Here is a 16,617-nt window from a genome sequence, read left to right as displayed (position 1 = left end):
GACAGCAGGGTTCTACTGAAAAAAAGGAAAGCTTTTGCTTTTCACTGCCTACCGTGCCCCATCACGAGACCAGCCACGAAAGCCGTCGTGCGCGCAGTGCGCGGGCTCTTCCAACGGGCGCGAAGGATGACGTCGAAGCCAGACATGTTGGCTGGACCAGCAGCCATATCGCGCCAGTCAAAGCTCTTGCCGAGTGCAACGAAAGCTCCCCCTGCCCCTCCGGGGTAGGGGGCTGGGGGCGGGGCAATCCAGCTAAGAAACAAACCCCCGCTTACTCCCCCACATCCTCCGCCCAAAGCGCCCGCATCTCCTCACTCCGCTCCAGCAACTCATTCAGCGTCCCTTCGTCCACAATCTGCCCATACTGCATCAGCAGAATCCGGTCTGCCCGGATCAGCGCGGCGCGGCGGTGTGACACGACCAGACAGGTCGCGTCCAGTTCGCGGAACAGACCATCCCACAGCTGGGCCTCGGTGCGAGCGTCCAGGGCACTGCTCACGTCATCGAAGACCAGCAGATCGGCGTCACGGGCCAGCATGCGGGCCACGGCGGCGCGCTGCACCTGACCACCGGAAAGCTTCACGCCGCGTGCACCAACCTGGGTCTCCAGGCCGCTCTGCAACTGCTCCAGGTCCGGTTCAAGCACCGCCAGCCGCACGGCCCGGTTCAGATGGTCCGGGTTGCTGCCGGACACAACATTCTCCCCCAGGGTATCGGAGAACAGGTTAGGCAGCTGGGCCGTGTAGGCGCTGCGTGGTGGTATTAGGAAGGAGGCGGGGTCCTCGATGGGCACACCGTTCCAGCTCACCGTGCCGCGCTGCACCGGAATCAGCCCCAGCAGGGCACGCAGCAGAGTACTTTTGCCGCTTCCGATCCGGCCGGTCACGACCACGAACTCACCGTGGCGGATGGTGAAGCTGGCATCCCGGACGCCCAGAATGCCGTCCTCGCCGTGTGTGGCCGTCAGCCCCTCGACGTGCAGTTCCTCCAGCGGCAGCGCAGGGGGAGCGGCAGGTGGCGCGGGTGGATCGCGGTGCAGATAGGCCGGGTGGTGTTCCACGATTTTGGTATCGGGGGCATCCTGGAGCAGCCGGGCCATACGCTCATAGCTCACGCCAGTGCGGCGGTGGCGGGCGATCGCATCGCCGAAAAAGGCCATGCTGCCGGTCAGGCGGGGCAGCAGTCCGATAAACAGCACGAACTCGCCGATGCCCAGGTTGCCACCACGGACCTTGCTGGCGCCCAGCAGCAGCACCAGGCCCACGGCCATGTTCACCATGTTGGTGTTGACACCCCGGATCAGCTCGGTCAGCAGCACGTCACGCAGCGCCGCGTGCCGGCGGGTTTCTCCCAGCTTGCGCAGGTGGGTGACCATGGCGTCCTCGCGCGCAGCCAGCTTGACGGCACTGACAGCTCCAAAGGTCTCGCCGATAAAGTCGGTGACCCGGGCGGTGGCCTCACGCATGCGGCGCCGGTAGGTGCGGATGGTGGGGGAGAGCCGCTGGACGAACAGCACCATCAACAGCAGCGGCGCGCAGACCAGCAGGGTGATCCAGGGGTCCACCTGCGCCATCAGTGTGATGGCCAGAACGCAGTACACCACGAAGCCCGCACCGTCGACCCACACTTCGGTATAGCCGGCGACGTCATCCACGTCGTCGCGGAAGCGGCTGACCGCCTCCGCCGGGGTGTCGGGCAGGCGACGGGCTCGGCGAGCCGTCAGCAGATAGCCCAGCAGATTGCGCCGCACCAGTGCGTCCAGGGTGTACCACAGTTCGATCCAGGCCCGAAAGGCGCCGTAAAAGATGCCGAAGCGGCTGGCCCGCACGAAGGCGAACCACCCGACGGAGACCCAGGCGGCCGCGATTACCGGATCGATCGGCTGCCCGGCTCCGCGAAGTTTCTCGGCCTCCTCCAGCCGACCAAAAATGCTGCTGACAGCCAGGGTCAGCAGGGCCGGCGCGGAGTGCACCATGCCCCACATCAGCAGGTTGAAAACAAACAGGGCCGGATTATAGGCGAACAGTCGCTTTTGCAGCGCGAAGGTCCGGTCACGGGTGGGGGTCGGGGCAGAGGTGGTCATGCAGGGCTCCGGTGGGGACAGGGGACGGATGGGAACATGGTGGCCAGCCGGGAGCTCATACCAGCACCCCGGCGTCCTCGCTGGCGGCGCCGGCCAGGAGCAGCCCGGCATACTGGCTGCGGGGGTCGCGGGCCAGGGCCTCGCGTGCGCCCTCTTCCAGCACCTGGCCGTCACCCAGGACCAGAATCCGGTCGGCGCGGGCCACTGTGTCCAGGCGGTGCGCGATGATGATCGCGGTGCGCCCCGACAGCAGCCTGGTCATGGCAGCGGTCAGCAGCGCCTCGGTGGCGGGATCAAGGCGGCTGCTGGGCTCGTCCAGGATGATCACGGCCGGGTCGCGCAGCATCACGCGGGCAAAGGCCAGCAGTTGCGCTTCGCCAGCCGACAGGCTGCCGGAAGGCAGCGGCGTGCGCACGCCTTCCGGCAGCCTGTCAAGCCAAGCGCCCAGACCCACTTCGAGCAGCGCCGCTTCCACCTGGGCATCGGTGATGTCCGGGTCAAAGAAACTCAGGTTGTCGCGCACGCTCGCCTGGAAGAGCTGCACGTCCTGGGTGACCACAGCCATGCGGGTTCTCAGGTCATGTAGAGGAACGTCGCGCACATTGACGCCGCCGAGGCGCACCTCACCGCTGGTGGCGTCATACAGGCGCGAAATCAACCGGGTCAGGGTGGTCTTGCCGCTGCCGGTGCGGCCCAGCAGGCCCAGGGTCTGGCCGGCGGGCAGATGGAAGCTCACATGGTGCAGCACGCCGCGAGAGGCAGGCTCACTGGGGTTGTAGGTGAAGCTGACGTCCTGGAAACCCAGGGCCAGCGGTCCGGCAGGCAAGGTCCGGGTACCTCCGTGGATCTCGCTGCGCAGCGCCAGGATCTCACTGACGCGGCCCAGGCTGGCGCCTGCCTTCTGCAGATCCTGCAACTGCTGGGTAAGCTGGTCGATGGGTTCCTCAATCATGCTCATGTACTGGTAGAGCAGGAAGGCCGTACCCAGCGTGATAGCTCCGGTGGCGTACAGGCCCACCGCCGCCGAGAGCAGGCCGACATAGCCCACTGCGAACAGCAGCATGCTGAGCTGCCACACCACGCTGCGCCGCCGCCAGGAAAAGGTGCTGCGCGTGAAGAAGTCCCGCTGGGTGCGCAGGAAATTATTCAGGTGATGGCCGCCGGCGCCCAGTGAGCGGATATCTTCCAGGCCGGTCAGGCGCTCCTCGACAAAACCGAACAGTCGGGCGCTGGCTTCCCGCTCGGCCTTGGTGGGTTCGACGCCCAGCTGCCGCACACGGTCCATGCTCAGCAGCGTTATCACCGTAAAGAGCGTGATACCCGCCCCCACCCGCCAGTCCTCACGCCAGAACATCACCACGGCGCCAGTCAGCAGCAGCGCGGCCCCGAACACCCTGACTGCGAACTGCGAAAAGAAGTTGCTCAGGGCCGTGACGTCACCGTCGATGCGCTCGATCATTTCCCCGGGAGTGCGTTCCTTGTGTTCATGCATGTCCAGCGACAGCAGGTGCGCCATCAGGTCGGCGCGCAGGCGGTTGGTGGCGGTCCAGCCCACCCGCGCGCCCACGTAGGTGGCCCCGGCGGTCATGAGCTGCACTCCGACAGCCAGCACGATGTAGATCACGGCGAGACGCGACAGCAGGGCTACATCCGCCCCGCCGATCAGCTTGGCGTTGTCCACGAACTGCCTCAGCAGCTGCGGGAGCAGCAGGTTGAGCCCCGTACCACTCAGCAGCAGCGCCGCGAGCAGCGCGACCTGCCATTTCAGTGGTCCCAGGTACACCCGCAGCACGCCCAGCATGGATTTCCGGGCATGGGGCTGGGAAGCAGAAGAGGAGGCGGGCGCCGTCATCCGAACAGCCTAGTCGGGCTACTCTACCAGAGCATCCGCCGCGTGGCTTAGAAGCGCCTGGATGAAGGGATTTCCAGGGCTTCCTGAGCGTTCATCCCGGCTCAGGCCTCGCGCTGGCCGGTGACCCAGTAACGCACCCGCTCGGCCACATTCTCCATGTGGTCCCCGATGCGCTCCAGGCTGCGGCCCACCCGCATCAGCATCAGCGCCTTGCTGATGTTGCGGGGATCTTCGAGCATGTAGGTCACCAGTTCACGCTGAATCTGCTCGTACAGGTCGTCGACCTCGTCGTCCATCTGCACGGTGGTCTCGGCGCGTATCACGTCGCGCTCGGCAATGGCAGTGCGCAGGTTCTGGCTCATTTCCCCCAGGCGCTCGAGCATCCGCGCGAGGTTCACGTAGCGCTTCAGTGCCGGTTGCTGCGCCAGCTCGGCACCGTCCTCGGCCACGTGCACCACGTAGTCGCCCATGCGCTCGATGTCGCTCAGGCTCTTGAGGACCAGGGCCACCAGCCGCAGATCCCGGGCCACCGGCTGGTGCAGCGCGATGATGCGCAGGCACTCGGCCTCAAGCTGCGCTTCCTGGGCGTCCACCTCGCGGTCCAGCGCGCGGACCTCCTCCAGGCGCTCGATGCGTTCGTGCAGCAGGACGTCGGCCGCCACCGGCAGCATCCGCTCGACCGTACCAAGCATGTTCAGGGCGCCGTTGAGCACGGCGCGCAGGTCGTTTTCCAGGGCTTCACGCATGAATTACTCCTTCGTTAACCGTAGCACTGTGTGGCACGGGGTGAACTATGAAATACGGTCTGGCCACGGCTCAGCCCAGACCGGCTACGCCAGGCAGGGTAAAGCAGAAGGCGTTGCCGTCTTCTTGCCGCTCGGCCCAGGCCTGCCCGCCCCAGCCATGCACGATGGACCGTACGATATACAGCCCCATGCCGCTGCCCTGCCCGGTGGCCTGCTGACCGCGAGTGTGGGCCCGGAACAGGCTGTCGGTGTCCGGAATCGGGGCGCCCTGGTCCAGCACGCGCACCTCCACCCAGGTGCCGCGCAGGCTGGTCTGCACGCGGATAGGCTGGGCGGGTGGGCCGTACTTCAAGGCGTTCTCGATCAGGTTCAGCAACACCTGCAGCAGCTTGTCGGGGTCGGCGCGTACCAGATGGTCCTGTCCGAAACTCAGCTGTGCCTGCCGGGTGCCCAGCTCGGTGCTGAGCAGCCGCTCGGCGCGCGTGAATGCTTCAGACAGCGGCAGGGTGCGGGCGCGGGTGGGTCGGAAGCCCACCGCCAGATCCTCGACCAGACGGGCCAGCCGCTCGGTTTCCTGCAGGCCCTGCTTCACGAAGTTCTGGGCCAGGTCGGCCGGCATGTCGTATTCCAGGGCTTCAAGCACCCCGCGCAGGGCCGCGACCGGCGTGCGGAACTCGTGCGACAGCACGGCGGTGGCTTCCCGCAGTTCCGCTTCGCGGCGGCGGTGCTCGGTAATGTCTTCCACGATCAGCGCACTGCTGTTCGCGTGGCGGGTAGCCGTGCAGCGCAGGGTGCGCCCGCCCGCTTCCAGTTCCAATTCTCCGCCCCTGTCCAGCAGTGCCTCCAGCGTGTGCCGGCGCACGATTTCCAGCACCGGGCGGCCCAGGGCGCGGTCCTGCGGCACGCCCCACAAGCGGGCGGCGGCTGCGTTGACCCGCGTGACCAGTCCGGCTTCACTGAGCAGCACTGCCTGAGGCAGCGCGTCCACCCAGGCGTCGTTGGTGGGTGCAGGCTCGGCAGCGCCCATCAGGTCGGCGCTCATGAGGCGTCCGTCCGGGGCCGCATGCGGTAGCCCTTGCCCCGCACCGTTTCCAGGAAGTCGGGTTTACTGGGGTCGTCGCCCAGGTGCGCCCGAAGCTGCGTGACATGCTGGTCCACCGTGCGTTCGCCGCCTAGGAAGTCCGCGCCCCAGACCCGGTCGAGCAGTTCAGTGCGCGAATACACCCGCCCGGTGTGCTGGGTCAGGAAGGCCAGCAGGTCAAATTCGCGCCGGGTCAGGTTGAGCCTCTTGCCACCCACGCGCGCCTCGGCAGCGTTCAGGTCCACGATCAGCGGGCCGTTGGTCAGGGTGGGGGGGCTGTCGGGCTGCGAGCGGCGCAGCAACGCCCGGACCCGCGCGACCAGTTCAGCGGCGCTGAAGGGTTTTGTCAGGTAATCGTCCGCTCCGGACTCCAGGCCCTCGACCCGTTCGGCCTCGGCGGCGCGGGCCGTCAACATCAGGACCGGCATGCGGCGCAGCTCGGCGTCGGCACGCAGCCGGCGCAGGAACCCCAGGCCGCTCTCGCCGGGCAGCATCCAGTCCAGCACCAGTGCGTCGGCCCCGCCCAGCTGTTCCAGGGCCCCGTGTGTGGAATCCAGGGCGGTGACCCGCAGCCCCGCACGCTCCAGGTGAAAGCGCAGGACGTCCCGCACGGTTCCCTCGTCCTCGATCACAACGACGTGGCTCATTGCCTCTCATTCTGACGTGATGCGTCAGGGACATGTCAGGTGCCCGCCCCAGTGGATAACTTCACGGCTGTCCAGCCTGCCGGGCCTGTCAACCTTCCGGCAGCGCGCCCCGGTGCGTTACCCTGGGCGGGCCCGTGCCGTCCAGCGTGGTGGCGTGGCCGGGTGGGGACAGCAGGCGACATCCCTCTCCAGGTCTGTTCTGTGAGACGCACCCCCACCCGACAGGAGTACACATGCGGAAGTTCTACACCTCGGAGTCGGTCTCAGAAGGACACCCGGACAAGCTCGCGGACTTTATCTCGGATTCGATCCTGGACGAGTTCCTGCGCCAGGAACCCACCAGCCGGGTGGCGGTCGAGACGCTGGTCACCACCGGCATGGCGGTCGTGGCCGGTGAGGTCCGGGCCATCACAGCCCACGTGGACGTGCAGAAGACGGTGCGTGACGCGGTCATGAAAGTCGGCTACACCCGCGCCAACTACGGCTTTGATGCCGAGTACAGCGCGGTGCTGGTTAGCATTCACGAGCAGTCCCCCGAGATTGCGGAGGGGGTGGACCACTCCGAGGAATGGCGCGGCATGAGCGAGGCCCAGCGCGCCCTGCCCGAGAACGCCTACAGCCTGGTCGGGGCCGGCGACCAGGGCCTGATGTTCGGGTACGCCACCGACGAGACCCCGGAGCTGATGCCGCTGCCGATCTCGCTGGCGCACCAGCTTACCCGCCGTCTGGCGGAGCTACGCAAGAACGGCACGCTGCCCTACCTGCGTCCCGACGCCAAGGCCCAGGTCACTGTGGTACGCGACGGCGACGTTCATGACGCCAGCGAGACTCTGGTGGACACCATCGTGATCAGCACCCAGCACGGTGAGGACGTCACCCAGGAACAGATTCGTCAGGACATGCTCGAGCACGTGATTCAGGCAGTCATTCCGGCCGGGTACCTCACGCCGGACACCAAGTACTTCATCAACCCCAGTGGCCGCTTCGTCATTGGCGGGCCGCACGGCGACACCGGACTGACCGGGCGCAAGATCATCGTGGATACCTACGGCGGCGCGGTGCCCCACGGCGGCGGTGCCTTTTCAGGCAAGGACCCGACCAAGGTGGACCGCTCGGCGGCGTACTACGCGCGCTACATCGCCAAGAACATCGTGGCGGCCGGGCTGGCCCGCCGGGCCCTGGTCGAGGTGGCCTATGCCATCGGCCGCGCGCGTCCGGTGAGCCTGCGGGTGGACACCTACGGCACCGGCACGGTCAGTGACGAGCGGCTGGCTGGGCTGGTAGAAGCCCACTTCGACGCACGTCCCCAGGCGATCATCGCGCAGCTGGACCTGCAGCGGCCCATCTACGCGCAGACCGCTGCCTACGGGCACTTCGGGCGTCCCGATTTTCCCTGGGAGCAAACTGACCGCGCTGAGGCGCTGCGGCAGGCCGCACAGGGCTGAGCAGTATTCACGAAAGGGCCAGGGTGGTCATTCCCCTGGCCCTCTCCTTTTGGACCTGATGCGGATTCTCGCTTGAAAGCCTGATCTTGTGGCTTGAATTTCAGACAGGGGAGAGCCTGTCTGTATCAGCTGCTGCGGCTGGCCTCGCGTTCGGCGTACACATCGGCGAATTTCAGTTTCAGGGCGCTGGCGCTGGCACGCGGGACCATCTCGCTGATGTCGCCGCCGTAGCTGGCGATCTCGCGCACCATCGAACTGCTGACAAAGCTCCAGCGGGTGGCCGCCATGATGAACACCGTTTCGACCTCACCGATCTGCCGGTTGAGGTGGGCGATCTGCAGTTCGTACTCGTAGTCCGACACGGCACGCAGCCCGCGGATAATGATGCCTTTCTGCTCCTGGGCCATGTAATCCACCAGCAGGCCGCCGAAACTGTCCACGCTGACATTGGGCAGGTGGGCAGTGGCGTCACGCAGAATCTGCAGGCGTTCTTCCAGGGTGAACAGGTAGCGGCCCTGTTTGCGGGCGTTGTGCATGACGGTCATGGTGACGTGATCAAACATCTTTGAGGCGCGTGTCAGCACGTCCATGTGTCCGCTGGTAATCGGGTCAAACGAGCCGGGGAAAACGACGTTCATTCGCCGTCCACCTTACCCTGTCCGGTGTCAGGGGCTTGTGCAGGCAGGTGGTAGATGCTCAGGACATTGCTGCCGTACTTGCGGACCTCCAGGTCGAAGCTGGGGTGCTCAGGCAGGCGCAGGCGGTCGGGATGCTGGCAGATCAGCAGGCCACCCGGACGCACCACACCGCTGCCCAGCAGCCTGAGGGTCACAGCAGGAATGTCCACGTCGTACGGAGGGTCACTGAAGACCAGATCGAAGCTGCCCAGCCGGGGCAGCAGGCCCATCGCGTCTCCCCGAAGCACCCGGGCTTGCAGGGCCAGTGTGCGCGCGTTGTGCTCCAGGGCCCGCACCGCCCGGGCGTCCTTTTCCACCAGGGTCACGCTGTAGCCGCGGCTGGCAGCTTCCAGCCCCACGGCGCCGCTGCCCCCGTGCAGGTCCAGGAAGGTCGGAAAGCGCCCCACCGGCGCGCGCGCCGCAAGCAGGTCGAACAGGCTCTTGCGGATGCGCGCGCCGCTGGGGCGGGCACTGTCCGGCACCTGTAGGGTGCGGCCCTTGGCGCTGCCGCCCAGGATACGCAGGCTCATGGCGTCAGCCTCTGTGGACTGAGCGGCCAGGCAACGGAAGTCAAGACAAGCACCTCATCGCCTTCAGCGTAACAACGCTCCATCGGCAGACACAAAGGGCCGCGCGGCCGCAAACTCCGCCAGAGCGCCTGGCACCAGCAGCCAGTCGTCGCCTGCCCGCGCCGCCTGCCCGGCCTGAACCAGACGGTTGAGTTCGGCTTCGACCCGCTGCGATACCCGGCGCAGCGGCATGGCGTCGGCGCCCTCGACGCCCCGCCACGTCAGAAAGGCACGGTGAAAGGCCGGCAGACCGTCGAGGCCCACGCGGGTTTCCAGGCTTCGCCAGCTCAGCTTGGGAACAGTCATGGACCTCAGTTGTAGCGCGCCTCAGCTGGCCCCGGGCCTTACAATGTCCTCATGACCGATCCCCTGCCCCCGGAGCCTCCTGCCGACGCCCAGGTGCTGCCGGCGGACCTCACCCGCCAGCTTGAGGCACTGGGGGGCCAGCTGGTATGGCGCATCGGCAAGGACGAAGTCAGCGAGGACGTGATCGTGCGTCTGGGCTTCGCCTCGGCCACGCCGCGCTTTGCCCACCTGCCCCGGCTGCGCAGCGCTGGCGACCAGGAGCTTCAGGCGGCCCTGGAGGGCGGGCGTGTGGTGATCGAGTGGGTGGACTAGGCGCGTGATTCTCGACGCCCGGCAGAGCTTTGTCCTGACCCATCCCGGGTCCCACGCCCAGGCCCTGGCGTTTGTACGGGACCCGGCGGTGGCCCTGTCCCAGGTACGCTTTCTGCGAGGTCTCCAGGCTGACGGGTATGGTGTGCGCGGCGAACTGGTGGTTACGGTGCCCATCCTGGGTGAGGTGGATCTGCCGTTTGTCAGCCGACTGCAGTTGACCTCTGAGGGGGCTGAACTGGTTCCGGAGCTGCTTGCCGGTGAACGTGCCTGGGTCGAGGTCAGTGGTCAGGCCCGGGCTAAAGAAAGCGCAGAGGTGCACTTCGACTTTCAGTTCAGCGCCCATCTGGCGGTGCCGGAAGCAGAAGGCTGGGGAGGCGCGGCCTTCGAAAAAATGGTGGGGGCCGCGGCCAGCCGTACCCTGGAGCGTGTGGCCCGTGAGCTGCCCGGCAGCGTGGCGCGGGCAATGTCGGCAGGATAATACGGCGTGCGTCACAGCCAGGGCAGCGCCGCGGAAAGATCCATACCGCGCAGCCCGTCTCTTTATATGCTTCTGCCACTATTCCCAGGTGGCCAGAGTGCCCCGATACACGGCGTTGGGTGTAAAACGGTTGTGAACCGACCAGGCGAGTGCGCCGCCCGCATGCCGGGCGGCGCACTCTGAATTTTCATAATTGGTTCAGCTGGTGAGCTGCTCGGGGAACTCCAGCACGCCGGCGTCGCTCCACAGGCCTTCCAGGTCGTAATATTCGCGGGCGTCTTTAGTCATGATATGCACCACGATACCGCCGCCGAACGCCAGCAGCAGCCAGCGTTCGCTGGGGCCTTCCACGCTGGGACGGGGCAGGCCGGCAGCCTGGGCCTTCTCCCGGATGTTCTCCTGCACGGCGTTGAGCTGCAGACCGGCGGTGGCGGTGCAGATCACGAAATATTCCAGAGTGCTGCTGACGTCGGTCAGGTCAAGCACCGTCACGTCCTCGGCGCGGCGTTCACGGGCGGCGTCCACGATGGCGCGCAACTGTTGCTGAATGGTCTGATCGGTCATGGGGTCTCCAGGGTCTGAGAGGGGGCGTCTGAGGGTGTCGTCGGCATCGGTGCCGGTGAGCTCTGGGAAGAGGAGGACTGGAACGGTACCGCCGGAGAGGTCTGGGCCCCGGACGCAGGATCCGTAGCCGCCAGCGCCCGCAGGGCCGCCAGGGACTCACGGGCGTCCATGCCCAGCAGAATACCGACCTCTCCGCTGCGGACCGGAAAACGTTCGCCCTGCAGCCGTGGCAGACGCAGCGCGTCTGCCAGCAGGTTCGCTTCGTTCACGGCGTCGGTCGTGAAAACCTGGCTGGGCTCCCGGCTGGCCGGGGCGGACTCCAGATCAACCTTCGCGTAGCCCAGGGCCTGCAGAGCCCGGCCCATGGCTGGCCCCAGGTCAGCTCCGCTGGCGTCCACCACTTTAAGTGTCACGTCCGGTGCCTCACGGGTGGCACTGATCTGAACGGGCGTATCCCCCCACAGCCCGGCCAGCCGCTCGCGGTTGACAGCCAGGTTGAAGGTGCCAGGAATCGGTTCGGTCGGCAGCGTGGCGAACGAGAGCTTCATCTGTCCCAGGTACGGCTGCAGAGAGGTCAGCATGCCCAGGTCCAGGTTGGTCTCTACGCCGTCGCCGATCCCGCCCAGGATGGTGGGCAGCGCTGCCAGCCCCTGGGCGGACCGGAGCCTGGCCGCAAGCTGGGTCAGCGCCTGTTTCTGGTGGTCCATGCGGCCGTAATCGTCCCCGAAGCCTTTGCGCACCCGCAGGAACAGCACCCCAGTCTTGCCGTCCAGGTGGTGCTCGCCGGGTGAGAGCTTGAGATCCACGCCCGCCGCCTGATCCACCCACTCGATGCCTCCTTCCGGTACCGTGACGTCCAGGCCGCCCAGTGCATCGATCACCCGTTCCACGTAATCGGTGCGGACAATCACGTACGAGTCCACCCGCTCGCCGGTGATGGTCTCAGCGGCGAGCAGAAGACCTTCGGGGCCCTGCAGGTAGTACTGCATGTTGATCTTCTGCTGGCCCCTGCCGCGTGAAGGATCGTAGGGGCCCACGTTGGTGTCACGGGGAATGCTCAGCACCTTGACCTGGGTGCCGCTGACCTTGACCAGCATCACGGTGTCGGTGTTGGGCGGCTGGGTCAGGCCGGTGCGCTGGTTCTGGTCCTTGCACGGCTGGCGGTAATAGCAGTACACGATGTCGCGCCCGGCCACCAGTACGGTAAATTCCGGTGCGGCGCCGCCTGGACCGCTCATGGCCGTTCCGCCGGCACCGCTGACCAGGGCCAGTCCCCCCAGGGTCATGGCCGCCACACTCAACCCGAAAGCCTGCGCGGCGCGCAACAGCGCCAGTGGGCGGGAACGGGGTGGCGTGGGCGTAGCCCTCTGGCTCACGGCCGGGCCGGATCACGCCGGGCCGGATCACGCCGCGTGGCGTCCGGCTGTCCGCAAGACGATTCGGGCATGGTGAGTTCAGAAAGTTCGGAAGACGGCTTGGGCATGGTGGGGGTCTCGCTCTCCTGCTGAATGCAGGGCAGTGCATAATAGGCCCGCAGCGTCCTTGGATGCACCTGAATGCCCCTGCCCTGCAAATAGGTGACCTTGGAAACAATGGCCCGTTCCAGGGCGCCTGTCAGGTCCTCCAGCGCCAGTTCACGGATATCGGCGTTGACCCCGCGCCCGGGTTCCGACACGTCGGCGATATAGACACATGCCGACACATCGTTGCCGCCGCGCGGTCCGGTGGTGTGGTCCTCGACCGCCTCCAGCACCACCGGATCGTGGTAGCCCCAGCGGGTCAGCAGGGTGCGGGCCGCACGTCCGTGCAGAGCCAGCGGATGGGCCGAGTCGATGCTGCACTCGGGTGGAGCCAGCCGCAGCAACTCAGCATCCGGCAGGTCCCGGGCAATGTCATGCAGAATGCCCGCCGCGTAGGCGCGCTCAGGGTCGGCGCCATTGGCCAGCGCAATATGCCGCGCGAGTTCTGCCACGCGCAGCACATGTTCGAAGCGACGTGGACGAACCATCAGCCGGACCCTGTCTTCCCATACCAGCCAGTCCAGCAGGCTGTGTTCAGGAGACAGCACCTCGGTCGTCACGCGCTTATGTGGCCGCTGCCCCACATCATAAGCAGAGTATACGCTCATGGCCCGGCCAGCCGTCTGATGCATCACTAATGAAATGAACAGGCCTGCTTCAGGGTGCGGGGGGGCGGGCCGGTGGAGGTGTGGGCGCCGTGCCGGGTTCGCGCGCAGCGGGGGCTGCTGGTGTGGCAGGGACTGCCACGGGACGGGCGGTCACGACCGTCAGCCGTACCGTGACCTCCTCCAGGGCCTGGGCGCCAGCGGGCAGCCGCAGGGTCACCGGCGCGGTGTAGGTTCCGGGACGGTAAGTGACCGAGCCTGCTACCTCACGCAGGCGGGAAAGCAGTTCTGGGGCCGCGACCAGACGGACATTGCTGGGCTGCACACTGGACGATGTGACTTTCAGGCCCGCAGGCGGCGGGTCCAGCATGACCGGGAGGCTCTTGACTGGCAGATCGCCCGTGTCCAGGCGGCGGACTGTGACTGTGGAGGGCTGCATCATCAGGCCCTGGACCGGCCGCCCCTGGGCGTCGAGGGCAATCAGGGGAAGTTCCCGTTCGGCACCAGCTGGAATCACCGAGGGACTGGTCACCACCTGGCTGACAGTGCCCACGACCCGGCCAGGACCGCTCACACTGGCCTCGGCGGGAGAAACGGTATAGCGGGGCAGGCTCGATTCCGCGGGAGTGGCCACGCCCAGGGTCACTGGAAGGGTGCGGGTCAACTGGGTGTCCACGAAGCCCTGCACCTTGTCCGGGTCCTGACGGGTCAGTGTGGTTTCAGTGGGGGCCGAGATCTGCACCGGGCGTGTAAAGCTGCCTTCAGGCACCCCCGTCACGTCCACTGTCGCTTCGATGTTCTTGGCATTCAGCTGCCGCAGCCGTTCTGGCCGCCCGGACAGCGTGACGCGAACCGTGGCCGGGTTCAGGGCGCTGGTGGCCCGGGTGCCGCGCCCGCCGGTGGTGTCACGCACCGTGACCGGAACGTCATAGCCCTGCTCCACATTCACCCGCCGGTCGGCGGTAGCCACCAGCCACAGTGCCACCGAGATCAGCATGGCCAGCAGCTTCTGCGGCAGGTTGTGCAGGGCGCGGGTCGTGATATAGCGGGGCTCCATCCAGCGCCGCACCCGGGCCCAGTGCAGCTCCGGTCCGCCCGGCCCCCTCACGCCCGCTCCCGGGGCTGAGCGTCAGTGGAAGTGGGGCTGCCCGGCTCAGGTGCCATGACCGGAGCAGCCTCATCAGATATCCGGTCCAGGCGGCTCACCGGCACCTGACGGTCGTAGACCAGGGTGCGCAGCTGCTCGCGCAACTCGGTGCCGTTGAGGTCAGGTCCCAGCTGCCCGGCCAGGGCAATCCGCATGCTGCCCCGCTCCTCACTGACCACCAGCACCACCGCGTCGGTCAATTCGGACAGACCGATGGCCGCGCGGTGGCGTGTACCGTAGCGGCGGTAGGTGCCGTCACTGGACTGCAGCGGAAACAGACACCCGGCGGCCACCACCCGCGAGCTTTGCAGAATGACGCCACCATCATGCAGGGGGGCATTGCGGGCGAACAGCGCTTCGAGAAACGGCACACTGACCATCGCGTCGAGCCGCACCCCCGTCGCGGCGTATTCGCCCAGTGGCGTCTTGCGCTAGATGGCAATCAGCGCGCCGGTCTTGCGCTCGGCAAGGCGCTCCATGGCCCGCGCCAGATCCTGCAGCACCACCCCACCCTCGGCCACGTCGCGCCCACGCGGGCGCCCGACCCGCTCCAGCGCGGCGCGCAGCTCCGGCTGAAACAGCACCACCAGCGCGAACAGGCCTACCGTGCCGGCTCGGCTGAGCAGATAACTCAGGGTGGTCAGGCCCATGACCTCGGCCACCAACCAGACCCCGGCAAACACCAGGATGCCGCGCAGCACGTTCACCGCCCGGGTGCCGACCACCAGCAGATAGCCCTGATACACCAGGAACGCGACCAGGAGCATGTCCAGAACATCCTGGACATTGACCTGACCGAACGGTGTGAGCATGGGGCGGAAAAGACTCCTTTTCAATGCAACAAGACGGGGAAATGGATTGACGCGCGCCTACTATACGGTCTGCAACCTGACCAACCGTTAAACTTGCCTCCTGAGACTGAAGAACCAAGGAGGATGACATGCAGATTCGTTTTCTGGGCCAGAGCGCATTCCTGTTGCAGGCCGGTAATCACCGTGTGCTGATTGATCCCTTTCTACAGGGCAACCCCCTGTGCCCGGTCACGCTGGACGAGGCGCTGTCGTGGCAAGTGGACGCCGTGCTGATCAGCCATGCGCACGGGGACCACTGGGGTAACGCCCTGGACTTTGGCCGCGCGGGTATACCCGTGATCGGGACGGCTGAAATCGGCGGTTACGCCCAGCAGCACGGGGCAGCGCAGGCCGTGGGTATGAACATCGGCGGCACCTACCGGGCTGAGTGGGGCAGCGTGACGCTGACGCCGGCGTGGCATAGCAGCTCCTTTCCAGACGGCACCTACGGCGGGATGCCCACCGGTCTTGTGGTCGAGATGGGGGACAAGCGCCTCTACCATGCTGGCGACACCTGTCTGTTCAGTGACATGCGGCTGATCGGCGACCGGGGGCTGGACGCCGCAATTCTGCCTATCGGCGACCATTTCACGATGGGCCCGGAAGAAGCGGCGCGCTGTCTGGAACTGCTGCGCCCCCGCGTGGCCATCCCCATGCACTACGCGACCTTCCCGCCCCTGACCGGTGACCCCCAGGTCTTTGCCCGCGAGGGACAGGCGCAGGGGGTCGATGTGCGCGTCCTCAGCCCGGGGGACACCACAGAGCTGTAGGCCACCTGCAAAAAGTGGACCCGGCCATTTGCCGGGTCCATCGTTCTGGAACAGGATCGGGCCAGATCGCTTCAGCGCTCGCTGGTCACCAGATCAGCCTCTGCCGTCGTGCGGGTCTGGTTGGGGGTGGGATCGGGAAACTGTGGGTTGGCCTTGCGACCAGCGTCGTGAGGATGGGTGCGGGCGTCAACGTGAACGTCCAGCTTGGGGCGGATCTTGTAGCGGGTGGTGCGGGCGGGGAGGCCCATGGCGATGCCGTGCGGCGGAATGTCGCCGCGCAGCAGGGCGTGCGTGGCCAGCATGGCGTCGTCGCTGACCACGCTGCCGGCCAGGATGGTGCTGTGGTACGTGATGCGTGCGCCGCGGCCGATCACGGTCCGGCGCAGGGTCACGTCCGGGCCGTCGAGCACACTGTGGGTGTGGCTGTAGACGTTCACGTAGTCGCTGATGCTGGCTCCGTCGTGCAGTTCGATGCCGCCGATGTCGTCGAGCAGCACGTGGCGGTGAACGACGACATCGTCCCCAACTTCCATGTTGTACCCGACGCTGAACTCCACATTCTGCCAGCACTTGAAGTTGCGGCCCACCCGCCTGAAGATCCGCTCGGCCAGCAGGCGGCGCACCGGAATGCCGGTCACCGGATTCTGGCCCAGCGGCGTCAGGTCGAGGTTCTTCCACAGCCACAGCAGTGGCTTGACGGCTGCAAATTTTTCGGCGTCCGTGGCCATGTAGTACTCGGCTTCAAAGGTCACGTTGCGGGGGTCGAGGTTCAGGGCCGCCAGCGGCGCGTCGGCCAGCAGGTCAGGGTAGCTGCGGGCATACATCGTCTGGGCCAGCAGATCGCGGGTCAGCATGTGGCGGTCCGTGGCGGGGTCGAGGAGCCGGGCCTCCAGGTCCCGCAGGAACTCGTTGAAGGTCGCCTGCGCGCCCGTGTCTATTTGTACAGGCTTGAGCCACGTCATAG

At 66.6% G+C, this 16,617-nt stretch carries 17 protein-coding genes and 1 pseudogene; 4 read left to right on the top strand and 14 right to left on the bottom strand.

The features are described from left to right. Positions 1-271: 271 nt before the first annotated feature. From IEY49_RS08940 to IEY49_RS08920, 5 genes are all read right to left on the bottom strand, one after another. On the bottom strand, positions 272-2,083 hold the full coding sequence (locus tag IEY49_RS08940; RefSeq protein ID WP_189007009.1) for an ABC transporter ATP-binding protein: 1,812 nt from the start codon (positions 2,081-2,083) through the stop codon (positions 272-274). Between the two features lie 55 nt (positions 2,084-2,138). Beyond that, positions 2,139-3,935, bottom strand: coding sequence for an ABC transporter ATP-binding protein (locus IEY49_RS08935; RefSeq protein WP_229780716.1), 1,797 nt, complete (start codon positions 3,933-3,935; stop codon positions 2,139-2,141). Positions 3,936-4,036: 101 nt separating this feature from the next. After that, positions 4,037-4,681 carry a phosphate signaling complex protein PhoU gene (gene phoU, locus IEY49_RS08930; RefSeq protein WP_189007006.1) on the bottom strand — a complete coding sequence of 215 codons (645 nt, stop codon included), beginning with the start codon at positions 4,679-4,681 and terminating at the stop codon, positions 4,037-4,039. 70 nt (positions 4,682-4,751) lie between these two features. Further along, entirely contained in the window at positions 4,752-5,708 is a 957-nt protein-coding gene (locus IEY49_RS08925) for a sensor histidine kinase (protein ID WP_189007317.1), read from the bottom strand. An 11-nt stretch (positions 5,709-5,719) separates the two neighbouring features. Continuing rightward, entirely contained in the window at positions 5,720-6,409 is a 690-nt protein-coding gene (locus tag IEY49_RS08920; RefSeq protein ID WP_189007003.1) for a winged helix-turn-helix domain-containing protein, read from the bottom strand. 233 nt (positions 6,410-6,642) lie between these two features. On the opposite strand from IEY49_RS08920, the gene metK reads away from it, so the two are divergent. Next, the gene (gene metK / locus IEY49_RS08915) at positions 6,643-7,854 is read left to right on the top strand and encodes a methionine adenosyltransferase (protein WP_189007000.1); all 1,212 of its coding nucleotides are present in this window, start codon (positions 6,643-6,645) and stop codon (positions 7,852-7,854) included. Positions 7,855-7,979: 125 nt separating this feature from the next. Here the strand turns inward: metK and coaD are convergent, their stop codons facing one another. From coaD to IEY49_RS08900, 3 genes are all read right to left on the bottom strand, one after another. After that, entirely contained in the window at positions 7,980-8,492 is a 513-nt protein-coding gene (gene coaD / locus IEY49_RS08910; RefSeq protein WP_189006997.1) for a pantetheine-phosphate adenylyltransferase, read from the bottom strand. Further along, positions 8,489-9,061, bottom strand: a complete 573-nt coding sequence (locus IEY49_RS08905; protein WP_189006995.1) for an RsmD family RNA methyltransferase — start codon at positions 9,059-9,061, stop codon at positions 8,489-8,491. Before IEY49_RS08905 ends, coaD begins: the two co-directional genes overlap by 4 nt. A gap of 63 nt (positions 9,062-9,124) precedes the next feature. Then, the gene (locus IEY49_RS08900; protein ID WP_189006992.1) at positions 9,125-9,406 is read right to left on the bottom strand and encodes a hypothetical protein; all 282 of its coding nucleotides are present in this window, start codon (positions 9,404-9,406) and stop codon (positions 9,125-9,127) included. A 51-nt stretch (positions 9,407-9,457) separates the two neighbouring features. On the opposite strand from IEY49_RS08900, the gene IEY49_RS08895 reads away from it, so the two are divergent. Continuing rightward, positions 9,458-9,718, top strand: a complete 261-nt coding sequence (locus tag IEY49_RS08895; RefSeq protein ID WP_189006989.1) for a DUF3248 domain-containing protein — start codon at positions 9,458-9,460, stop codon at positions 9,716-9,718. Between the two features lie 4 nt (positions 9,719-9,722). Further along, positions 9,723-10,196: a DUF3809 domain-containing protein gene (locus IEY49_RS08890; RefSeq protein WP_189006986.1), complete on the top strand. Its 474-nt coding sequence runs from the start codon at positions 9,723-9,725 to the stop codon at positions 10,194-10,196. A gap of 198 nt (positions 10,197-10,394) precedes the next feature. Here IEY49_RS08890 and rsfS read toward each other — a convergent pair whose 3' ends face one another. The 5 genes and pseudogenes from rsfS to cdaA form a co-directional block, all read right to left on the bottom strand. Next, on the bottom strand, positions 10,395-10,760 hold the full coding sequence (gene rsfS / locus IEY49_RS08885) for a ribosome silencing factor (protein ID WP_189006983.1): 366 nt from the start codon (positions 10,758-10,760) through the stop codon (positions 10,395-10,397). Further along, positions 10,757-12,136: an LCP family protein gene (locus IEY49_RS08880; protein ID WP_189006968.1), complete on the bottom strand. Its 1,380-nt coding sequence runs from the start codon at positions 12,134-12,136 to the stop codon at positions 10,757-10,759. The genes rsfS and IEY49_RS08880 overlap by 4 nt, the downstream gene beginning before the upstream one ends. Beyond that, entirely contained in the window at positions 12,133-12,768 is a 636-nt protein-coding gene (gene yqeK / locus IEY49_RS08875) for a bis(5'-nucleosyl)-tetraphosphatase (symmetrical) YqeK (protein ID WP_189007314.1), read from the bottom strand. The genes IEY49_RS08880 and yqeK overlap by 4 nt, the downstream gene beginning before the upstream one ends. 169 nt (positions 12,769-12,937) lie before the next feature. Then, positions 12,938-13,993 carry a CdaR family protein gene (locus IEY49_RS08870; protein ID WP_373291879.1) on the bottom strand — a complete coding sequence of 352 codons (1,056 nt, stop codon included), beginning with the start codon at positions 13,991-13,993 and terminating at the stop codon, positions 12,938-12,940. Then, positions 13,990-14,844: pseudogene (cdaA, locus tag IEY49_RS08865) on the bottom strand (diadenylate cyclase CdaA). Before cdaA ends, IEY49_RS08870 begins: the two are co-directional and overlap by 4 nt. A 128-nt stretch (positions 14,845-14,972) precedes the next feature. On the opposite strand from cdaA, the gene IEY49_RS08860 reads away from it, so the two are divergent. Continuing rightward, on the top strand, positions 14,973-15,653 hold the full coding sequence (locus IEY49_RS08860) for a metal-dependent hydrolase (protein ID WP_189006965.1): 681 nt from the start codon (positions 14,973-14,975) through the stop codon (positions 15,651-15,653). 71 nt (positions 15,654-15,724) lie between these two features. Here the strand turns inward: IEY49_RS08860 and IEY49_RS08855 are convergent, their stop codons facing one another. After that, the gene (locus tag IEY49_RS08855) at positions 15,725-16,615 is read right to left on the bottom strand and encodes an acyltransferase (RefSeq protein WP_189006963.1); all 891 of its coding nucleotides are present in this window, start codon (positions 16,613-16,615) and stop codon (positions 15,725-15,727) included. Between the last annotated feature and the right edge of the window lie 2 nt (positions 16,616-16,617).

The organism is Deinococcus malanensis, from assembly GCF_014647655.1.
GTDB lineage: Bacteria > Deinococcota > Deinococci > Deinococcales > Deinococcaceae > Deinococcus > Deinococcus malanensis.
This window is presented reverse-complemented; position numbering and strand designations above follow the sequence as displayed.